Source organism: Chitinibacter sp. ZOR0017, assembly GCF_000799095.1.
In the GTDB taxonomy this organism is placed as follows: Bacteria; Pseudomonadota; Gammaproteobacteria; order Burkholderiales; family Chitinibacteraceae; genus Chitinibacter; species Chitinibacter tainanensis.
The window spans coordinates 1-19,985 of sequence record NZ_JTLG01000020.1; the positions used below are offsets into that span (position 1 = coordinate 1).

The 19,985-nt window shown below is 54.6% G+C and carries 15 protein-coding genes; 5 read left to right on the top strand and 10 right to left on the bottom strand.

Features of this window, described 5'->3' with window-relative positions; all coding sequences use genetic code 11:
- Positions 1-191: 191 nt before the first annotated feature.
- The 10 genes from L991_RS06985 to edd form a co-directional block, all read right to left on the bottom strand.
- Entirely contained in the window at positions 192-959 is a 768-nt protein-coding gene (locus tag L991_RS06985; RefSeq protein WP_047393654.1) for an SDR family NAD(P)-dependent oxidoreductase, read from the bottom strand.
- A gap of 105 nt (positions 960-1,064) precedes the next feature.
- Complete coding sequence (hpnE, locus tag L991_RS06990) at positions 1,065-2,453, bottom strand: hydroxysqualene dehydroxylase HpnE (RefSeq protein ID WP_047393655.1); 1,389 nt, start codon at positions 2,451-2,453, stop codon at positions 1,065-1,067.
- Between the two features lie 4 nt (positions 2,454-2,457).
- Positions 2,458-3,294 (bottom strand): presqualene diphosphate synthase HpnD, encoded by an 837-nt coding sequence (hpnD, locus tag L991_RS06995; protein WP_047393657.1) that lies wholly within the window; start codon positions 3,292-3,294, stop codon positions 2,458-2,460.
- Between the two features lie 9 nt (positions 3,295-3,303).
- Complete coding sequence (locus L991_RS07000; RefSeq protein ID WP_047393659.1) at positions 3,304-3,990, bottom strand: DUF4136 domain-containing protein; 687 nt, start codon at positions 3,988-3,990, stop codon at positions 3,304-3,306.
- The gene (gene aroC, locus L991_RS07005) at positions 3,990-5,090 is read right to left on the bottom strand and encodes a chorismate synthase (protein ID WP_047393666.1); all 1,101 of its coding nucleotides are present in this window, start codon (positions 5,088-5,090) and stop codon (positions 3,990-3,992) included. The genes L991_RS07000 and aroC overlap by 1 nt, the downstream gene beginning before the upstream one ends.
- A 154-nt stretch (positions 5,091-5,244) precedes the next feature.
- Positions 5,245-6,459: a porin gene (locus tag L991_RS07010; protein ID WP_047393661.1), complete on the bottom strand. Its 1,215-nt coding sequence runs from the start codon at positions 6,457-6,459 to the stop codon at positions 5,245-5,247.
- A gap of 202 nt (positions 6,460-6,661) precedes the next feature.
- Positions 6,662-7,660: a porin gene (locus tag L991_RS07015; protein WP_047393662.1), complete on the bottom strand. Its 999-nt coding sequence runs from the start codon at positions 7,658-7,660 to the stop codon at positions 6,662-6,664.
- Between the two features lie 425 nt (positions 7,661-8,085).
- Complete coding sequence (gene gap / locus L991_RS07020) at positions 8,086-9,087, bottom strand: type I glyceraldehyde-3-phosphate dehydrogenase (protein ID WP_028449557.1); 1,002 nt, start codon at positions 9,085-9,087, stop codon at positions 8,086-8,088.
- Between the two features lie 183 nt (positions 9,088-9,270).
- Positions 9,271-9,894 carry a bifunctional 4-hydroxy-2-oxoglutarate aldolase/2-dehydro-3-deoxy-phosphogluconate aldolase gene (locus L991_RS07025; protein WP_028449558.1) on the bottom strand — a complete coding sequence of 208 codons (624 nt, stop codon included), beginning with the start codon at positions 9,892-9,894 and terminating at the stop codon, positions 9,271-9,273.
- A gap of 116 nt (positions 9,895-10,010) precedes the next feature.
- Complete coding sequence (gene edd, locus L991_RS07030) at positions 10,011-11,834, bottom strand: phosphogluconate dehydratase (protein WP_028449559.1); 1,824 nt, start codon at positions 11,832-11,834, stop codon at positions 10,011-10,013.
- Between the two features lie 299 nt (positions 11,835-12,133).
- Here edd and zwf point away from each other — a divergent pair, with 299 nt between their 5' ends.
- The 5 genes from zwf (at position 12,134) to aceE (ending at position 19,737) form a co-directional block, all read left to right on the top strand.
- The gene (gene zwf / locus L991_RS07035; protein ID WP_047393664.1) at positions 12,134-13,588 is read left to right on the top strand and encodes a glucose-6-phosphate dehydrogenase; all 1,455 of its coding nucleotides are present in this window, start codon (positions 12,134-12,136) and stop codon (positions 13,586-13,588) included.
- Between the two features lie 74 nt (positions 13,589-13,662).
- A complete protein-coding gene (gene pgl, locus L991_RS07040) occupies positions 13,663-14,358 on the top strand; it encodes a 6-phosphogluconolactonase (RefSeq protein WP_047393665.1) in 696 nt (231 codons plus the stop codon).
- Between the two features lie 86 nt (positions 14,359-14,444).
- The gene (hexR, locus tag L991_RS07045; protein ID WP_028449562.1) at positions 14,445-15,287 is read left to right on the top strand and encodes a transcriptional regulator HexR; all 843 of its coding nucleotides are present in this window, start codon (positions 14,445-14,447) and stop codon (positions 15,285-15,287) included.
- A gap of 43 nt (positions 15,288-15,330) precedes the next feature.
- Positions 15,331-16,977 (top strand): glucose-6-phosphate isomerase, encoded by a 1,647-nt coding sequence (gene pgi, locus L991_RS07050; protein WP_028449563.1) that lies wholly within the window; start codon positions 15,331-15,333, stop codon positions 16,975-16,977.
- A 102-nt stretch (positions 16,978-17,079) separates the two neighbouring features.
- Positions 17,080-19,737 carry a pyruvate dehydrogenase (acetyl-transferring), homodimeric type gene (aceE, locus tag L991_RS07055; protein WP_028449564.1) on the top strand — a complete coding sequence of 886 codons (2,658 nt, stop codon included), beginning with the start codon at positions 17,080-17,082 and terminating at the stop codon, positions 19,735-19,737.
- Positions 19,738-19,985 lie beyond the last annotated feature (248 nt).

The window sequence follows — 19,985 nt, forward strand, 5'->3', positions numbered from 1 at the left end:
AAAAAAAAAGCCCTGCCACCACGTGGCAGGGCGAATGACTACAGGGAGAGATGAAACAAACTACACACTTGCATGCACCACCACCAAAGCTGGCAGTGGGGCAAAGTTTGGAGATCAATCACAAACTTGCCTTAGCTCTGAGTCGGGTGTCGGCAGAAAGTTCATCACTCGCGCAATTTTTTTGCAGCTTTTTACTGATCAGCCTGCGCGGCGGAAAAATGCAGTGTTTGCCCGCTCTGACCACGGCTGGCTTCGCCCAGCCAATACATAATCGCCGGCATGATTGCGCTGGTTTCCGGCAGGCTTTCTTTGGGCTCGGCCGGATGAGTGGCCAAGCGGAACGGCGACTGAATCGGGCCCGGCACCAAAAGATTAATCCGCAGCTGCGGCTGTTTATCCCATTCCGAGGCGGCAATTTGCACCCAGTTTTGCTGGCCGGCCTTGCTCACGCTAAAGCCGCCCCAGTAGGCTTTGGCCTCAAAAGCATGGCTTTCTCCTAGCACCAATACGGCCGCATCGGGGGCTTTGCTCAACAGCGGCATCAGCGCGCGGGTCATGGCAAAGGGCGCGGCAACATTCACGCGGAACATGTCCACCCATTCATCCAGCTTTTGGATATTCAGCGGCGAAAGGTGGCTAAAGCCATTGGCGGCATGCAAGATGCCATCGAGCCGGCCGAATTCTTTTTGAATCAGCAAGCCCAGCTGGGCTAGCTCTGCCTCACCCACTTTGGCCAGATCCATCGGAATGGCCGCTGGCTGCGGGCCGCCCACACTTTCGATGGCGTCGTAGGTGCGGCTGAGTTTTTTCTCGTTGCGCCCCACCAAAATCACCGTTGCGCCGAGCTTGGCCAGCTCCACCGCCGCCATCGCGCCAATGCCCTGCCCCGCGCCGGTGACCATAATCACCCGATCTTGCATCGCGCCAGCGGGGGCCTGATAGTGCTGCCAGTTTTCCATATTCGTTCTGCCTATCTGCAATCAATCTTATTTTCAATCTAGGTATAGCTTGCCAAGCTTTAAATTAAATAGGCTACAAAGCCATACCCTACTGACGTATCTGTACTAGCTGGCCACACCCGCCGCCGCACGATCGGCTAGGAGCGCCTGCGCGGCCAGCAAACCGCTGCGCACCGCGCCTTCCAGCGTGGCCGGATATTCACCACGCCCTGGCCCCGCCAGCCCGGCGGTGTAGTCGCCGGCGAGATAGAGGCCACTCGCTGCAGTGCGATTGGCCGGCCGGGCCAAGCCCACGCTACAGGCAAACGTCGCCCGCTTTTCGGTTATCACCTGCCGGCTAAACACCTCATCCGGCAAACCCAGCTGCTGATGCAATTCGGCTTGCACCGCCAGCGCAAGTTCCTCATGCCCCATGCCGCTGTGCACGCCTTGCGCCGAAATCACCACCGCGATTAAGCCGGGGCATCCATGGGTATCGCTGCGATCAAACACCCATTGCGCCAGACTATCGGCCAAACCCAGCATCGGCTGCGCCAAGCGCACCGCCGGCGCGTATTGCAAATACACGGTCACGATGGGCTGATAGGGCCAGCTGGCCAATTGCGCCGCCAGCGGCTGCACGCCGGGCAACTGACTATCTTGCAGCAGTTTGGCCGCCTGATGCGGCGCGGTGGCCACCACCACCGCCTGATACGGCTCGGCTGCACCATCCAGATACCAGCCAGCAGTATCAAGCCGTAGCGCTTTAATCCTATGGCCTAGCTGAACATACCCACCCTGCTGCTGGATATACGCCGCCGCCGGCTCAGCATACAGCGCGCTAAAATCCACCAGCGGTAGCAATAAATCAGAAGCCGCCCGGCGGCCGCCTAAACTATCGCGCAAGACATTCAACAGCACCTGCGCACTGGCGATTTCCAACGGGGTATTCAGCGCTGCCAGCGTCAGCGGGATCCAGAAACGGCTGATCAATTGCGCAGGCTGGCGATTTTGCGCCAGCCATTCGCTCACCGTTTGATCCACCGGCAAACGCCAGCGCTGCCATTTAGCGCGCTGAATCAGCCACAGCAATGCCCAGCGCTCACCCCAGCTCAGCCCTTTGGCGGTGAGCAGGCCCGACAACAAATGTAGCGGCGCGGGCCAGCGGGCACAGGCGAGGACAAAATCGGGTTCCACTTGCAGGCGCATCGGCAAACGGCGCAGCACTTGCCCTTCGTCCACCCCAAAGCGGTGCAACTGCCCGAGTAAAGCCTGATAAGCGCCAATCAGTAAATGCTGGCCATTATCCAGCGGCGCGGGTTTGCCCGGGCTGCTGTGTGCCGACAACTGCGCGCGCTCAACGCGGCGCGCCCGCCCGCCCAAAACTTTTCCGGCTTCAAACACCGTCACCGCGATGCCGTGCGCGGCCAGCTCGGCCGCAGCGGTAAGGCCCGCATAGCCGCCGCCAATCACCGCCACACGGCTGGGCGCGCCGGAATTCAACGGCTGCGGCATACGTTTAGGCAAACCACCAGGTTTTCCACGCCAGCCATAATTTGCGAATCGGCGTCAGAGATAGGCGTTGATTCAGCACTTTTTGCGGGCCATCGCGGCGGATTTCATCCAGCGTGGCGCGGTAAATCGCCGCCATCACCAAGCCGGTGCGCTGGCTTTTCTTATCCACCGCCGGCAGTAGCGCCATAGCTTGTTGATAATATTGCTCGGCCCGATCAATCTGAAAACTCATCAGAGCTTTAAATTCGGCCGTTTCGCGGTAATTGAGAATATCTGCTGCCGGCACATTAAAGCGTTGCAGCTCTTCCACCGGCAGATAAATCCGCCCACGGCGGGCGTCTTCACCCACATCGCGGATGATATTGGTGAGCTGAAAAGCAATGCCCAGATCATGGGCGTATTTCAGCGTTTTGCGATCGGTGTAGCCAAAAATCGTCGCGGCCAGCTGCCCAACCACACTGGCCACGCGGTAACAGTACAGGTGCAGGTCTTTAAAGCTGTTGTAGCGCGCCTGATTTAAATCCATTTCCATGCCGTCAATGATTTCCAGCAGCATTTCGCGCGGCAAATCATAGGCTTTGACTGCCGGCAACAAAGCCTGAGTTACTGGATGCTGCGGCGCGCCGGCATACATCTGATCCACTTCGCTACGCCACCAATTGAGCGTAGTGCGCGCGACATTTTCATCGCTGGTTTCATCCACCACATCGTCCACTTCGCGGCAAAACGCATACAGAGCGGTAATGGCCAGACGCTGCTGCGGTGGCAAAAAACGGAAGCTGTAATAAAAACTGGAGCCGCTCTTGGCGGCTTTGTCTTCACAGTATTGATCGGGCGTCACGATGTTCTCTTATGGTTTGGGGCTAGCGAGCGGGATTTTCACTTCGCGGCTGGCGCCCGACGGACCGGGGAATGGCATAAACAGGCTTTTCATCAGCCAAGGCACCGCAGATTCCAGCTCATCTTGCTGGCTACGATTGCGGGCCCGGCCTTCGTATAATTTGGCAAATTCGCCGTTTTTGAGCGCTTTGCGGTCGTAAATATCTACAAATAGCTCGCGGGTGTAGACGGTTTCATTCACCGTTTGGCTGCCCACAATGCCGGTTTCCGGATAATAGCGCGGCACTAACACCACGCTACCGCCGCTAATCACTCGCTGATAGCTGACCGAATAACCAATCGTGCCCCAGATCGGTTGCTGGTAAGACTGGTTTTTACCGTCATCAATCTGGTAATCAAACTTCACCAGCAAATCGGCTTTGAGCGGATCTTTTTGCCAGATATAGCCTTGCTTGGCCAGCTGTTCACCCAGTTGCTGCTCGAATTGCTGATAGGCCAGACTCTGGCTGTGTTTGCTATTGGCTTCAATGGCAAAGGCCTTGGGCAAAGCCATAGCCGCCTGTACTGCCGCCGCGCCCGAAGCGGCGGCTGGCGCGCTGGCCGGCAGCTGATGCCGCACCGAGACGGTGGCGACAAAGCTGGGGCTAGCGCAACCGGCCAGCAAGGCAAGCGCGAGCAGTGCACTGGCGGCGCGCATTAGGCAATCGCCCCGGGGATGCGCGGCGTATTCACGACCACATCACCGCATTGCGCCCGATGGCGCAGCGCGTGGTCGATCAAGACCAGCGCCAGCATCGCTTCGGCAATCGGCGTAGCGCGAATACCAACGCATGGGTCGTGACGACCCGTGGTGGCCATCATGACTGGATGGCCCATTTTGTCGATTGATTGGCGTTCTTGGGCAATACTGGAGGTGGGTTTAACCGCTAGATTCACAGTAATAGCCTGCCCGGAAGAGATACCCCCTAAAATGCCGCCGGCGTGATTCGTCGCAAAGCCATTGGGCGTCAGCTCATCGCAATGCACAGAACCACGTTGCGCGATGCTGTCGAAACCGGCACCGATCTCGACGCCTTTGACGGCATTGATATTCATCATCGCATAGGCGATGTCGGCATCGAGCCGATCATACACAGGCTCGCCCCAACCCACCGGCACGTTTTCGGCCACCACCGAAATCTGCGCCCCCACCGAATCACGCTCGGCTCGGATTTGATCCATATAGGCTTCCAGTTGCGGCACGATCTCAGCATTCGGAGCAAAGAAGGCGTTGTCGCTCACATGGTCCCAGCTTTGAAACGGGATTTTGATCTCGCCCAGTTGGCTCATATAGCCGCGAATCACCACACCATATTTTTCTTTCAGCCATTTTTTGGCAATCGCACCCGCCGCCACCCGCACCGCGGTTTCGCGCGCCGAAGAACGACCACCACCGCGATAATCGCGAATGCCATATTTATGCCAATAGGTGTAATCGGCGTGGCCAGGTCGGAAGGTTTCAACGATTTTGCCGTAATCTTGGCTGCGCTGATCTTGATTGCGAATCAGCAGCGCAATCGGCGTGCCAGTGGTTTTGCCTTCGAAAACACCGGAGAGAATCTCAACTGTATCGGGCTCTTTGCGCTGGGTGACGTGGCGGCTGGTACCGGGTTTGCGGCGATCCAGCTCCAGCTGGATATCTTCCACGCTCAAATCCATCCCCGGAGGGCAGCCATCCACAATACAACCGATGCCGGGCCCGTGGCTCTCACCAAACGAGGTGACCGTAAACAGCAAACCCATACTATTGCCCGACATCTTGTGCTCCAGAAAATTGTAATTATTGGTCAATAGTTTGATTTTACCACGCGCGTCGCCGCTATACGCAGCGGCGACCCACAGAAAAAAACCGCCGCTCTGCAATAGCAGAACGGCGGTTTAAAGACGGTGGTTTCAAGCGCGCCAGAGGCGATTAGAAGTCGCCGCGCAGACCGATAGCGATGATGCTAGCGTCGGTGTTTTTACCCAGTGAGAAGCCTGAGCTAGTGGTGAACGCAGTGTTTTTCTCGTTGTCCACTTTAGAGTAGGTAGCGATTACTTTAACTTGCTTGTGCAGTTTGTACGCTACGCCCAGATCCCACATTTTGCCGCCGGTGTCAGCTTGCTCTTTACCGAAGTCTTCAACATTGTTGGCTACAGCGTAAGCAGCTTGGAATTCCCAATCGTTCAGCGCGTAGTATGCACCCAGACCCCAGCTAGTTTGCTCTTGATCCCACTTAGCATTGGCAGTACCAGTTTTGTTGTTATTGCCTTCAGAAGTGGTTTTCTCCCACACGGCGCTCAGTTTCACGCCAGCAAATTTACCAGTTGCACCTACGGTGAAGGCAGTCATGCTTTCATCGCTTTGCTTGCCAGTCGCGTCTGATTTCAGGCTCAGTGAACCACCTTTCAGGTCAGAAGCGGCATTGTCGATTTTGCTATAGCCCAAGCCGATATCGAAATATTGGTGGTTGTAAGCGATATTGGCAGAGAACTGTGGCGCGTTGATTTTTTCGCCTTTAGTGGTAGTGACCACGCCAGTTTTCAGATCGGCAGTCGTGGTATCGCTCAGCTGAACTTTACCAAAGTTGTAGCTCAATTGACCTGAGAAGCCAGCCCAGTTTGGTGTTTCGTATTGAATCATATCGCCTTGACGACCACCCAGACGATTCAGTGGCTGTTTGTCACCCACCAACTCAGATGCATCGTTCAGGCTTGAGTCAAATACGCTGTAGGCTGATTTGCGCAGGTTTTTGTAGGCATTGTCATAACGACCAATCAGGATTTTACCGGCAACAGCGCTATCCAGACCGATGAAGGTGTTACGAGTACCGAAACCGATTTTGCTGCCATCCAGAGGGTCACCGTTGTTACCAAGATAGAAACGTGATTCAACTTGGCCGATGGCTTTCAAGTTGTCGTTCAGTTTCCAGTCGCCTTTCACACCGAAACGTGAACCTTGGTCAGCCAGACGTGACTGGCTATCAACGCCGTCAGACAGAGTTGTGCCAGCTGGGGCATCAACACTCACCACCTCTACTGCTGAACGCAGGCTACCGTAGATCTTTACTGGGCCCAGATCAACGTCAGCAAAAGCGGCTGGGGCAACAAACGCGGCAGCAACTGCAGCAGCAATCAATTTCATCATTTCTATTAACTCCGGCTTTATAAAAGTTAGCTACTGTGAAATTTCACAATGAGCGCATTCTATAAATCCATTGTTAATATTCGAGGTCATTTCAATGACATTTGTATTACATTTAGCAATAACATCTTGTTTTGCCAGAAAAAACAAAAAAGCGGCCGAAGCCGCTTTTTTGATGACTAGATACTAAGCTGACAGTGTCAGATTAGAAACCGGTCCACACGCCAACCATACCGTATTGCAGGTCGCCAGCTTCTTTGTTGCGCCATTGGTAACGAGCGTAACCAACAGTGTTTTTAGACAGGCTGTAGCCGTACTCAACAGAAGCGATAGAACGTGAACCAGCCAGGTTGTCAGCATCAGCACCGTGGTAAGAAGCTTTCACGAATGATTTGCCGAAGCTGTAAGTACCGCCAACGATCCAGTCGAAGCCGTCTTGAGAAGCGCCACCGTTAACATCTTTGCTGTAACCAGTGTACAGAGCGCGCAGGTTCAGACCGAAGTCGAAGCCGTAAGTCGCGCCAACATACCACTGAGAAGCATCGCCTTTAGAACCAACGTCTGAACCGAACAGGTAACCAGCGTTCAGGCCCAATGAACCAGCGCTGTAGTTAGCAGACAGGTCGGTGATCGAGTTGTCACCCAGATCAACACCGTTTTGGTTGCCAGCTTTAACGTCCCAAGAGTGCTGAACACCGAATGAGAAGCCGCCGAAGCTTGGAGATACGTAGTTAGCAGAAGCGCCGTTCAGGAAGTGAGCAGTCAGTTTACCGGCTGCAGCTGGAGCGAACCAGTTGTTTTCAGCCAGTTGCCAGTTACCGCCTTGACCATATGGCCAGTCCAGAGTCAGGTAGCTATTCAGGAATTGACGACCCAGTTTGAAAGTACCCCAGTCACCAGTAAAACCAACCCAGCCTTCACGACCGCCCCAAGCTTGTTGGCTCAGGTAGCTGTCAGAGTGGTTGTTGGTGTTGCCGCTAGTGATCTTTTGAGACACTTTCCAGATCAGAGAAGAACCGCTGTCCAGTTTGTCTGAACCGCTGAAGTCGATTTGCAGACCACGGTCCAGTTCATGAGTAGTTGCAGCATCAGTGTCAACCACCATGAAGTTCATTTCCATAGAACCGGTGATAGATACATCAGCAAAAGCTGGAGCAGAAACAGCAGCTGCTACAGCAGCAGCGATAAGAGCGCGCTTGAACATTAAATTATCTCCAAAAGAGAGTTGATTTTTTAAACCACCGTAACAGCGGGCCTCTTTGTTTTTGCAACGGGCCACTGCTTTACAGACTCAAGATTACGGAAGAACGCCGAGTGAAGCAAAAGCAATTGCGGTTTCTGGCCCTAGATGTAGCCTTAGCGCAACACACCCAAATCAATACCTCACCCCCCGAAACCTCACTAAACACCAGTCAAAACTAAACAATAAAAACAACAATTTAGCGAATCAAGCTTATGCAAAGGATTACATTGCAATACGCTCGAACCGGCCATCCATCCAACATACCCATCGTTAGCACCACTCATGCAAAACATTGCAAAGGCTACAAGTAAATATTCCCATTCAGCAGACAAAACAAAACGCCAGGGCTTGCGCCACTGGCGTTTTGTTTTTGGGCTGGCTAGCGCTTACTTAGCCATCACGCGCACCATTTCAAGCACTTTGCTTGAATAGCCCCATTCGTTGTCATACCACGCCACCAGCTTCACAAAGGTTTTATCCAGTGCGATACCCGCGTCGGCATCAAACGTTGAAGTGCAAGCTTCGCCACGGAAGTCAGTCGACACCACTTTTTCGGTGGTATAACCCAGCACGCCCTTCATCGCGCCCTCAGAAGCCGCTTTCATTGCTGCGCAAATTTCTTCGTAAGACGCTTCTTTATTCAGCTCAACTGTCAGATCTACCACTGATACATCCGAAGTTGGCACACGGAATGCCATACCGGTCAGTTTGCCTTTAACTTCAGGAATCACCACACCAACGGCTTTGGCTGCGCCGGTTGAAGATGGGATGATGTTTTCCAGAATACCGCGGCCGCCGCGCCAATCTTTGTTCGATGGGCCATCAACGGTTTTTTGGGTTGCAGTGGCTGCGTGTACAGTCGTCATCAAGCCGCGCTTGATACCAAAGTTGTCGTTGATCACTTTCGCGATTGGCGCCAAGCAGTTGGTCGTACAAGAGGCATTAGAAATAATTTGCTGGCCAGCGTAGGTGTCGCTGTTTACGCCATACACAAACATTGGCGTGTCATCTTTCGATGGCGCTGACATGATGACTTTCTTCGCACCTGCGGCGATGTGTTTTTCACAAGTCTCTTTAGTCAGGAATAGGCCAGTCGACTCAACCACCACATCCGCACCGATCTCGCCCCATTTCAATTCGGCAGGGTCTTTCACAGCGGTCAGACGAATGGTTTTACCGTTGACCACCAGATTGCCGTTTTCGATCGCTACGTCACCTTTGAATTTGCCGTGCACGGAATCGTGTTTCAGCATGTAGGCGAGGTAATCTGGCTCCAGCAGGTCGTTGATACCAACGATTTCGATGTCGTCAGCAAAGTTGTAAACCGCAGCACGGAATACCATGCGACCAATACGGCCAAAACCGTTAATACCTACTTTAATAGTCATGAATCTTCTCCAGAAAAGGATCGAATAAATCGGGACGGTTAAGCATGCACCATATTGCAGGAGACTGCCTTTGCGCCATGACAAATTATCGTGCAAAAACCAAATCGCACCGCAATCGCCACAATTTGCAGCAATTCACGGTGCGTCTTGCAAGCGAACTATGCCGCTTTCGTGCTACAAAAATTACCCACGCAGACCAGAGGCTTCGCGTGCCAATTCAGTAATGGCAGCCCAATCACCTTTGGCCACCAGATCTTTTGGCGCTAACCAAGAACCACCCACACAGCCCACGTTCGGCAAGGCCAGCAATTTCGGCGCAGACTCAACACTCACGCCGCCAGTTGGACAGAACAGAATTTGGGGCAGCGGGCCACCCATAGCTTTCAGCATACCAAGGCTACCCGCTTGCTCGGCCGGGAACAGCTTCATGGCATCAAAACCTTCTTCCAGCGCCGCAATTGCTTCAGATGGCGTCATCACGCCAGGCAGAATCTGGATACCCGCTTCACGACCCGCAGCCGCCAATTTTGGCGTCAGACCTGGTGTCACCGCAAACACAGCACCCGCCGCTTTGGCTTGCGCAAACTGCTCAGGACGAACCACGGTACCCACACCCACGATGGCATCAGGCACGTTGTCGGCAATGGCTTTCACTGCTTCCAGCGCAGCTTCGGTACGCAGGGTCACTTCAAGGACCCGGATACCACCAGCGACCAGAGCCTGCGCCAAAGGCACAGCGTGCTCGACTTTTTCAATCACCAGCACCGGCATAACGGTACAAGCGCGCATGATGTCACGAATTTGCATGAGAATTTCCGTCTTCTGAGTTGCGGCCTAACAAGGTCAGCAAGGTTTTTAAATCGACTGGCGCATCTCCTCACACCCCAGTCGCACGCTACTTATTATTATCAAGCGGGCTGATATTAGTGAGCCAGCCCTAAGCTCAATGCACCATCTTCTGCACCAGTGGCTGCGGCACGGAAGCTAGCAAACAATTCACGCCCCATACCATGACCGTTTTTCGCCATATCGGCGGTTGCCACTTCGCGGGCATCCCATTCAGCCTGATCCACTTTAGCTACCAATTCACCGGTTTCAGCATTCAGCAAAATCACATCACCGGTGCGAACTTTGCCCAGCGGGCCGCCCGACACCACTTCTGGCGTGATGTGAATTGCGGCCGGCACCTTGCCAGACGCGCCCGACATGCGGCCGTCGGTCACGAGCGCCACTTTGAAACCACGATCCTGCAACACGCCCAGCGGCGGAGTCAGCTTGTGCAGCTCTGGCATCCCATTGGCACGCGGGCCCTGGAAGCGCAGTACGGCGATAAAGTCTTTTTCCAGCTCGCCGCGTTTGAACGCCGCCAGCACATCATCTTGATCATCAAACACAATCGCAGGTGCTTCCACCACGCGGTGCTCAGGTGCCACCGCCGAGGTTTTGATCACGGCACGGCCCAAATTACCTGACAGCAATTTGGTACCGCCATCGGCCTGGAATGGATTGCTCGCCGGGCGTAGCACGTCGGCATCGCCGCTTTCAGTTGGTGCATCACGCCATACTGCCTGGGTATCTTGCAGGAACGGCTCTTGCGCATAGCGGCGCAGACCATACCCAGCTACGGTATATACATCTTCATGCAGCAAGCCCGCATCGAGCAATTCGCGAATCAGATAACCCATGCCACCAGCCGCATGGAAATGATTCACATCGGCCGAGCCATTTGGATACACCTTCGCCAGCAGTGGAATAATGGCCGACAGGTCGTTAAAGTCTGACCAATTAATAATGACGCCAGCCGCACGGGCGATCGCCACCAAGTGAATGGTGTGATTGGTCGAGCCACCCGTCGCCAGCAACCCGATAATGCCGTTGACGATGGCTTTCTCATCAATCACTTTGCCGATTGGCAAATATTCATTACCCAGCGAAGTGATCGCCGCCGCACGCTTGGCGGCCGCTGCAGTCAGCGCATCACGCAGCGGAGTGCCTGGATTGGTAAACGCCGCACCTGGCAAATGCAGACCCATGATTTCCATCAGCATCTGATTGGAGTTGGCCGTACCGTAGAAAGTACAGGTACCTGGACCATGGTAGCTGCCCTCTTCCGAAGCCAGCAGCGCTTCGCGCCCTACCTTGCCTTCAGCAAACAGTTGGCGGGTTTTGGCTTTCTCTTTATTCGAAATGCCCGAAGTCATGGGGCCAGCCGGCACGAAGATGGTCGGCAAATGACTGAACTGCAGGGCACCGATCAGCAGACCTGGCACGATCTTGTCGCACACACCCAAACAGAGCGTGGCATCAAACATATTGTGAGACAGTGCCACCGCCGTCGACATGGCAATCACATCGCGACTAAACAGCGACAATTCCATGCCGGGCTGACCCTGGGTCACGCCATCACACATTGCTGGCACGCCGCCGGCAAATTGTGCAGTGGCGCCCGCTTCGTTCGCGGCTTTTTTGATAATGGCTGGGAAGGTTTCGAAGGGCTGATGCGCTGACAACATCTCGTTGTAGGCTGACACAATGGCGATATTGGGCTGGCGCATTTCGCGCAACATGATCTTATCGCCCTCAGGCATCGCCGCCCAAGCATGGGCCTGATTGGTACAGGCCAGACCTTTGCGCACCGGCTCTTTACTGGCCGCCTGCTCCATCCGCTCTAGGTAGCGAGTCCGGGACTCTTTGCTGCGCTCAATAATTCGCTGGGTAACTTCAACCAAAGCAGGATGCAGGGACATGGACAGAACTCCGATTTTTTGTAACTAAACCGTCTATCAAACGACTTATGAAATTTAGCGTAGTTTTACTACAATCAAGCCATTTCGACAAGCAAAACTCTTAACAAAGTCAATTCGTTGCAGTGCAGCAAGGCCTTACTCGACAAAGGGTTTCGCTGCGCAAGGCTTGCACCGCATTAGTGCAAACCAGTACGCAACAAATTCGTTTGCTAGCGAGTTTGTGCTTGTAGTAAGATTACAAAGCTTACTATGCTTGGCGGATTGTCAAGCCCCCAATTCCAACTGAGGATGTTTGGCTCATGACTGCAATCGATGCTTTCGACATTGTGTTTTTTGGCGGTACTGGTGACCTCGCTCTGCGCAAGTTGCTCCCGGCCCTTTATCATCAGGATCAAGATGGCAATCTGCCAGCACAAGGTCGCATCATCTGTCTGGGCCGCAGCCCGTCAGACACCGCAGGCTACGTCGAAAAAGCCCACGCTAAAGCGAAAGAATATCTCGGCAGCCATTATAACGAAAATGACTGGACCAAGTTTGCCAGCCGTATCGAATACCTGAAAGTCGATGCGCACACTGAAGCCGATTTCGTGGCGCTGGCCGAAACACTAAACCAATTCCCCGGCCGCGAGCGCGTTTTCTACCTCTCGACAGCTCCTGATTTCTTTGCCCCCATCGCCAAAAATCTGGCGGCCCAAGGCCTGAACGAAGGTAATTCCCGTGTTGTGCTGGAAAAACCACTCGGCCACGATCTGGAGTCATCCAACAAGATCAATGACGAAGTCGGCGAATACTTCACCGAGAAGCAAATTTACCGCATCGACCACTACCTGGGTAAAGAGCCGGTACTGAATCTGATCGCTCTGCGCTTTGCCAACACCCTGCTCGAGCCACTGTGGCGCCGCGAATGGATTCGCGATGTGCAAATTACCGTGACCGAACAAGTAGGCGTGGAAACCCGTGCTGATTTCTACGATAAAACAGGCGCGCTGCGCGATATGGTGCAAAACCACTTGCTGCAGCTGCTGACCATCGTGGCGATGGAGCCGCCAGCTTCGATCGATGCCGACGCAGTGCGTGACGAAAAACTGAAAGTATTGCGCGCACTGAAACCACTGAGCGTGGACGACGTAAAAACCAAAGTGGTGCGTGGTCAATACCGTGCCGGTGCCGTTGCCGGCAAACCGGTAATTGGGTATCAGGATGAACCGGGCGTACCTGCAGGCTCGAAAGCCGAGACGTTTGTGGCCTTGAAAGCCGAGATCGAAACCTGGCGCTGGGCGGGCGTACCGTTCTTCCTGCGTACCGGTAAGCGCCTGTCTGAACGTCTGGCCCAGATCGTAATCAACTTCCGCGAAGCGCCAACTTCGATTTTCGGTAAAAACCTCGGCCAACCTAACCGTCTGGTGATCGAGCTGCAACCGGATGAGTCAGTACGCCTGTACCTGCTGGCCAAAGAGCCGGGCAACCAAACCCGTCTGCGTCAGGTGTATCTGGATCTGGACTTCAAAGAAACCTTCGCGACCCGTAGCCCTGAAGCCTACGAGCGTCTGTTGATGGACGTGATCCGTGGCGACCTGTCGCTGTTCGTACGCCGCGATGAGCAGCAAGCTGCATGGCGCTGGGTTGAACCGATTATCGAATCATGGGAAACCAGCCCGGAAGGTCCAAAAACCTACACCGCCGGCACTTGGGGCCCAGCCGCTTCTTCGGCACTGCTATCACGCGATGGCCTGTGCTGGTACGAAGAAGCCTAACTTACCCCCACCCAGTAACATCCTCAAGACCATGCCTAGCATGGTCTTGACGCAAATACCCTCAGGAGTTTTCGATGGCCTTGCAATGGCATGAATTTGACAGCAAAGACCAACTGGATCAACAACTGGCTAGCACCATCGCCAGCGCCTTGGCAGCCGCCATTGCGGCCCGTGGCAGCGCCGGCCTTGCCGTATCAGGCGGGCGCACCCCAGCCGGCATGTTTAAAGCGCTGCGCAACGCTGCCATCGACTGGTCGCGCGTGGTAATCACGCTGGTGGACGAGCGTTGGGTGCAACCCGATCATACCGATAGCAATGAGCGTCTAACCCGCGAAAATCTGCTGCAAGATGGCGCCGCAGCCGCGACGTTTATTTCACTGGTGAATCATGAAGCCACGCCCCACGCAGCCCTGACGAGCATTGAGGCCCGCCTGGCGGCCCTGCCTAGCCCGATTGATGTGGTGATTTTGGGCATGGGCGATGATGGCCATACCGCCTCGCTTTTCCCAGCCGCCGCCGAGCTGGAAGCGGCCTGTGCATCCGGCAATTTGCTGGCGGCCGTGACGCCACCGGTGGCGCCACACCAGCGCATTACCCTCACCCTGCCAACCATCGTGAAAAGCCCGAATGTCATCGTCCACATCACCGGCGAAGGCAAAAAAGCCCTGCTCAACGATGCGATGCAAGCCCAAGTGAGCCTCACCGAGCAATACCCGATCCGCCGTGTGCTGGATCAGGTAGCGTCGGCACAGGTGTTCTGGGCGGCTTGATCAGCCATGCACAGCCGCACTTTTCTTCCACTTACCGCCCAGCCACAAGCTGAGCGTGCACACTCGCCCCTGCGAGGACGGATCCCATGCTAGAACGCATCAAAACTGTCTTGGACTCGCTGTCCAAATCGGAACGTAAAGTCGCTGAACTGGTGATTGCCCAGCCGAATCTGGTGGCCAATGCGCCGATTGCCCAGATTGCGGACATGGCCGATGTCTCCCAGCCGACGGTGATCCGTTTTTGCCGCTCGCTTAATTGCTCTGGCCTGCAGGATTTCAAGCTGCGGCTCACCCGCTCGCTAGTTTCAGGGGTGCCGTATGTGCATTCCATGGTATCGGCGGATGATTCGGCTCACGATCTGGCGCGCAAATTGTTCGATAACAATATTTCGCATTTGCTGCGTTGCCGCAATGAGCTGGACACCGAAGCTTTGGAACGCGCGATCAAAGTGCTGTCTAACACCCACAAGATCGAAGTCTGGGGGCAAGGTCAGTCAGGTGCGGTGGCAATTGATGCCCAAAACAAATTCTTCCGCCTTGGCGTGCCCACGGTGGCCTACACCGACCCGCATATGCACGGCATGAGCGCCTCAATGCTCAAACCGGGCGATGCCGTGGTGGCGGTATCAAACTCGGGCCGCACGCTAGATATGCTGCGCTCGGTCGAGATTGCCCGTGATGCCGGTGCCGATGTAATTGGTATTACCCACAGCAAATCGCCTCTGGCCAAGCGCTGCAATATTTGCCTGTACGCCGACACCATGGAAGACCCGGATCTGTACACGCCAATGATCACGCGGATTGTGCATTTGGTGATTATTGACGTACTGGCCGTTGGTGTGGCACTCAAACGCGGCCCTGAGCTGATCGATCAGCTCGAGAAAATGAAACGCAATATGAAAGAAAAACGAGTCCGCGGCCATGAGTAAGCGGGCGAAAAATAAAAACATTGTTCCACAAGGAAACGAGTCGATGTCGAAACTGACTTCTTCGCCTGCCTGGCAGGCGCTGGCTGAGCATTTCCAGCAAATCCAGCCGCTGCACATGCGCGATATGTTCGCCGAAGATCCACAGCGTTTTGAGCGGTTTTCTCTGGAAACCGGCGGCCTGTTCTTCGATTACTCGAAGAACCGGGTTAACGAAACCACGATGCGTCTCTTGATGGATCTGGCGCGCCAAAGCGGGCTGGAAAACCGCATCAAGCAGATGTTTGCCGGCGAGAAGATCAACATCACCGAAAACCGTGCGGTTTTGCACGTGGCACTGCGTAATCTGGATAAAAACCCGCTGATCGTCGATGACGAAGACGTGATGCCAAAAGTGAATGCGGTGAAAGAGAAGATGTTCCTCTTCTCGGATCAAATTCGCTCAGGCGAGCGCGTGGGCTACACCGGCAAAGCCTTCACCGATATCGTCAATATCGGGATTGGCGGCTCGGATCTGGGCCCGTTGATGGTGTGCCATGCGCTGAAAGAATACGGCCATGCGCGCCTGAATATGCATTTTGTTTCGACCGTGGATGGCGATCAGATTGTTTCGACGCTGAAAAAGCTCAACCCAGAAACCACGCTGTTTATCGTGGCATCGAAAACCTTCACCACGCAGGAAACCATGACCAATGCCCGCACAGCGCGCAAATGGTTCCTGGAGCGGGTGGGCAACGAAGCCCATATTGCCAAGCATTTTGTGGCGGTATCGACCAACAGCAAGGCTGTTTCCGAATTCGGGATCTCGCTCGACAATATGTTCGAATTCTGGGATTGGGTCGGCGGCCGCTACTCACTGTGGTCAGCCATCGGTTTGGCGATTGCCATCTATCTGGGTAAACACAATTACCAAGATTTGCTGCATGGTGCGTACACCATGGATGAGCATTTCAAAACCAAACCGCTGGAGCAAAACCTGCCCGTGATCATGGGCATGTTGGGCGTGTGGTATTGCAATTTCTTCAATAGCAAAACCCAGCTGATTTCACCGTACAACCAGTGTCTGTATCGCTTCCCGGCCTATCTGCAACAGCAGGATATGGAATCAAACGGCAAGTCGATTGATCTGGATGGCAATCGTGTGGATTACGCGACCGGCCCGATTGTCTGGGGTGACACCGGCATTAACGGCCAGCACGCTTATTATCAGCTGCTGCATCAAGGCACCGAGCTGGTGCCGATCGATTTTATCGCCACCATCGAGCATCCCGACGTGCCAGAGCCGCACGATACGATTCTGATGGCGAATTTCTTCGCGCAAACCGAAGCCTTCATGCGCGGGAAAAACGAAAGCGAAGTGCGCGCCGAGCTGACCAAGCTGGGCATTGTGGGTGAAGCACAAGAAAAACTGGTGGCGCATAAGATTTTTGAGGGCAATCGCCCTACCACCACCATTCTGATGCAACGCCTGACACCACGTCGTTTGGGCGCCCTGATTGCTCTGTATGAACACAAAGTGTTTGTGCAAGGCACGGTCTGGAATATCAACTCCTATGACCAGTGGGGTGTCGAGCTAGGCAAACAGCTGGCAAAGCTGATTGAAACCGATCTGACCACCCCAGGCCTGACCGTGGGACACGATTCGTCCACCAATGGCCTGATTAACTATTTCAAACGCAATACACCGCGCTAAAAACAGGGCGCAGGCAAACCCTGCGCCACTACTGTCCGGCCACATGAACCGGACAAGACCCAGTGTGATTTCAAAATAACCCACTCACAAGGTAGATATACGATGGCAGATCAGATTCATGACCATGATCCACTTGAAACCAAAGAATGGCTGGATGCGCTGCAAGGCGTCATCGCAGCTGAGGGTGCCGAGCGCGCCCACTTCCTGGTGGAAAAACTGGTAGATCAAGCCCGTCAAGACGGTGTAAATATCCCCTACACCGCCACTACGGCGTACATCAACACGATCCCGGCGCACCTGCAAGCCAAACACCCCGGCAATCCAACGCTGGAAGAGCGTGTACTGGCCTACACCCGCTGGAATGCCGCTGCGATGGTAGCGAAAGCCAATCGTGATGCAGCCGAACCAGGCGGCCACATTTCATCGTTTGCCTCAGCAGCCACCTTGTACGATGTGGGCTGGAACCACTTCTGGCATGCGGCCAATGAAAACCACGGTGGTGACTTGGTGTATTTCCAAGGCCACTCTGCACCGGGGATGTATGCCCGCGCCTATCTGGAAGGCCGGATCAGCGAAGAGCAGCTGAATAAATTCCGCCGCGAAGTGGATGGTGATGGTCTGTCGTCTTACCCACACCCATGGCTGATGCCCGATTTCTGGCAATTCCCGACCGTATCAATGGGTCTGGGCCCGCTGATGGCGATCTACCAAGCTCGCTTTATGAAATACTTGGACGATCGCGGCTTCAAGCAAAAAGGCGATCGTAAAGTATGGTGCTTCTGCGGTGATGGCGAGATGGACGAACCAGAATCACTGGGCGCGATCTCTCTGGCTGGCCGTGAAAAACTCGACAACCTGATTTTCGTGATCAACTGCAACTTGCAGCGTCTGGATGGCCCAGTGCGTGGTAACGGCAAGATCATTCAAGAGCTGGAAGGCGATTTCCGCGGTTCAGGCTGGAATGTCGTGAAAGTGATCTGGGGTTCAGGCTGGGATGCCCTGCTGGCCCAAGACAAGAAAGGCCTGCTGCAAAAACGCATGATGGAAGTGGTCGATGGTGAATACCAGACCTACAAATCGAAAAACGGTGCCTACGTGCGTGAGCATTTCTTTGGCAAATACCCAGAGCTGCTCGACCTCGTTGCCAGCATGACCGATGACGACATCTGGAAACTGACTCGCGGTGGTAACGACCTGTTTAAAGTTTACGCAGCCTACAAAGCCGCAGTAGAGCACAAAGGTCAACCAACCCTGCTGCTGGTTAAAACCGTTAAAGGCTTCGGTGTGGGCGCTGCGGGCGAATCGCAAAACACCGCGCACAACACCAAAAAACTGGGCGACGACGATCTGCTGCACCTGCGTGATCGCTTCAACGTACCACTGACTGACGAAGAAGCCAAAGCGTGCAAGTTCTATCGCCCAAGCGAAGATAGCCAGGAATACAAATACATGATGGAACGTCGCGCAGCACTGGGCGGCTTTATCCCATCGCGTAAACCGGTGAATGAGCCACTGGAAGTGCCACCACTGGACGCTTTCAAAGCCCTGTTGGAAAGCTCTGGCGAGCGCGAAATGTCGACCACCATGGCCTTCGTGCGCTTGCTGAACACCCTGGTGAAAGACAAACAAATCGGTAAACGTATCGTGCCGATCGTTCCAGACGAAAGCCGTACCTTCGGTATGGAAGGCATGTTCCGTCAATTGGGCATCTGGTCACACGTAGGTCAGCTGTACGAGCCACAAGATGCCGACCAACTGATGTTCTACAAAGAGTCGCAAACCGGTCAGATCCTGCAAGAAGGGATTAACGAAGCTGGCGCGATGTCGGATTGGATCGCCGCCGCAACAGCCTACGCGAATCACGGCCACACCATGATTCCGTTCTACATCTACTACTCGATGTTCGGTTTCCAACGGATTGGTGACCTGGCTTGGGCCGCCGGCGATTTGCGCGCACGCGGCTTCTTGGTTGGTGGTACCGCCGGTCGCACCACGCTGAATGGTGAAGGTCTGCAACACCAGGATGGTCATGGCCACCTGTTTGCCGAGTTTATTCCGAACTGCGTATCGTACGATCCAACCTTCGCTTACGAGCTGGCGGTGATTGTGCAAGACGGTATGCGCCGGATGTACCAAGACCAAGAGAACATCTACTACTACCTGTCAGTCATGAACGAAAACTACACCCATCCAGCCATGCCGGCGGGTGCAGAAGCGGGCATTCTGAAAGGTCTGTACAAATTCAAACAAGGCGAAGCCGGCAAGCTGAAAGTTCAGCTGATGGGCTCGGGTACCATCTTCCGCGAAGTGATCGCGGCAGCCGATCTGCTGAAAAACGATTTCGGCATTGATGCCGACATCTGGTCAGCGCCAAGCTTTAACGAACTGCGTCGTGACGGTATGGCCGCCACCCGCCACAACTATCTGAACCCAACCGAACCAGCACGCGTGCCTTATGTGACCGAGTGCCTGAAAGACGCGCAAGGTCCAGTGATTGCTGCTACCGACTACAAACGCACTTATGCCGACCAGATTCGCGAATACGTTCCGAACCGCTTTGTCGTGCTGGGTTGCGATGGTTTCGGTCGCTCAGCCAGCCGCTCGGAACTGCGCAGCTTCTTTGAGGTAGATCGTTACCACGTAGCGGTAGCTGCGCTGAAAGCACTGGCCGACGAAGGCCAGCTGCCAGCAGCGAAAGTGGCCGAGGCGATTGCCAAGTATGGCATCCGCACCGACCGTCCAGCACCATGGACCGTGTAAAAGGTTAAGTGAGACCAGCCTGCCGGGGTATACCCTTCTCTGGCAGGCTGAATGAGCAACGGCGGGCAATACCCCCACCTCACAGGATTCAGACATGAGCAATATTATTGAATTGAAAATCCCGGACATCGGCGGCCACGCGGGCGTTGAAGTCATTGAAGTGTTCGTCAAGGCTGGAGGCCACGCAAAATCTGGTGCGCCAATTTGGCTTTGAACTGGGCCACAATCTGCGCGCGGTCAGCGATCAG

Coding starts and splice junctions, on each gene's coding strand:
- gap (WP_028449557.1), bottom strand. CDS start 9,087: ATGACTATTAAAGTAGGTATTAACGGTTTTGGCCGTATTGGTCGCATG.
- hexR (WP_028449562.1), top strand. CDS start 14,445: ATGCTAGAACGCATCAAAACTGTCTTGGACTCGCTGTCCAAATCGGAA.
- edd (WP_028449559.1), bottom strand. CDS start 11,834: ATGTCCCTGCATCCTGCTTTGGTTGAAGTTACCCAGCGAATTATTGAG.
- L991_RS06985 (WP_047393654.1), bottom strand. CDS start 959: ATGGAAAACTGGCAGCACTATCAGGCCCCCGCTGGCGCGATGCAAGAT.
- aceE (WP_028449564.1), top strand. CDS start 17,080: ATGGCAGATCAGATTCATGACCATGATCCACTTGAAACCAAAGAATGG.
- zwf (WP_047393664.1), top strand. CDS start 12,134: ATGACTGCAATCGATGCTTTCGACATTGTGTTTTTTGGCGGTACTGGT.
- pgi (WP_028449563.1), top strand. CDS start 15,331: ATGTCGAAACTGACTTCTTCGCCTGCCTGGCAGGCGCTGGCTGAGCAT.
- L991_RS07010 (WP_047393661.1), bottom strand. CDS start 6,459: ATGATGAAATTGATTGCTGCTGCAGTTGCTGCCGCGTTTGTTGCCCCA.
- L991_RS07015 (WP_047393662.1), bottom strand. CDS start 7,660: ATGTTCAAGCGCGCTCTTATCGCTGCTGCTGTAGCAGCTGCTGTTTCT.
- L991_RS07025 (WP_028449558.1), bottom strand. CDS start 9,894: ATGCAAATTCGTGACATCATGCGCGCTTGTACCGTTATGCCGGTGCTG.
- aroC (WP_047393666.1), bottom strand. CDS start 5,090: ATGTCGGGCAATAGTATGGGTTTGCTGTTTACGGTCACCTCGTTTGGT.
- pgl (WP_047393665.1), top strand. CDS start 13,663: ATGGCCTTGCAATGGCATGAATTTGACAGCAAAGACCAACTGGATCAA.
- L991_RS07000 (WP_047393659.1), bottom strand. CDS start 3,990: ATGCGCGCCGCCAGTGCACTGCTCGCGCTTGCCTTGCTGGCCGGTTGC.
- hpnE (WP_047393655.1), bottom strand. CDS start 2,453: ATGCCGCAGCCGTTGAATTCCGGCGCGCCCAGCCGTGTGGCGGTGATT.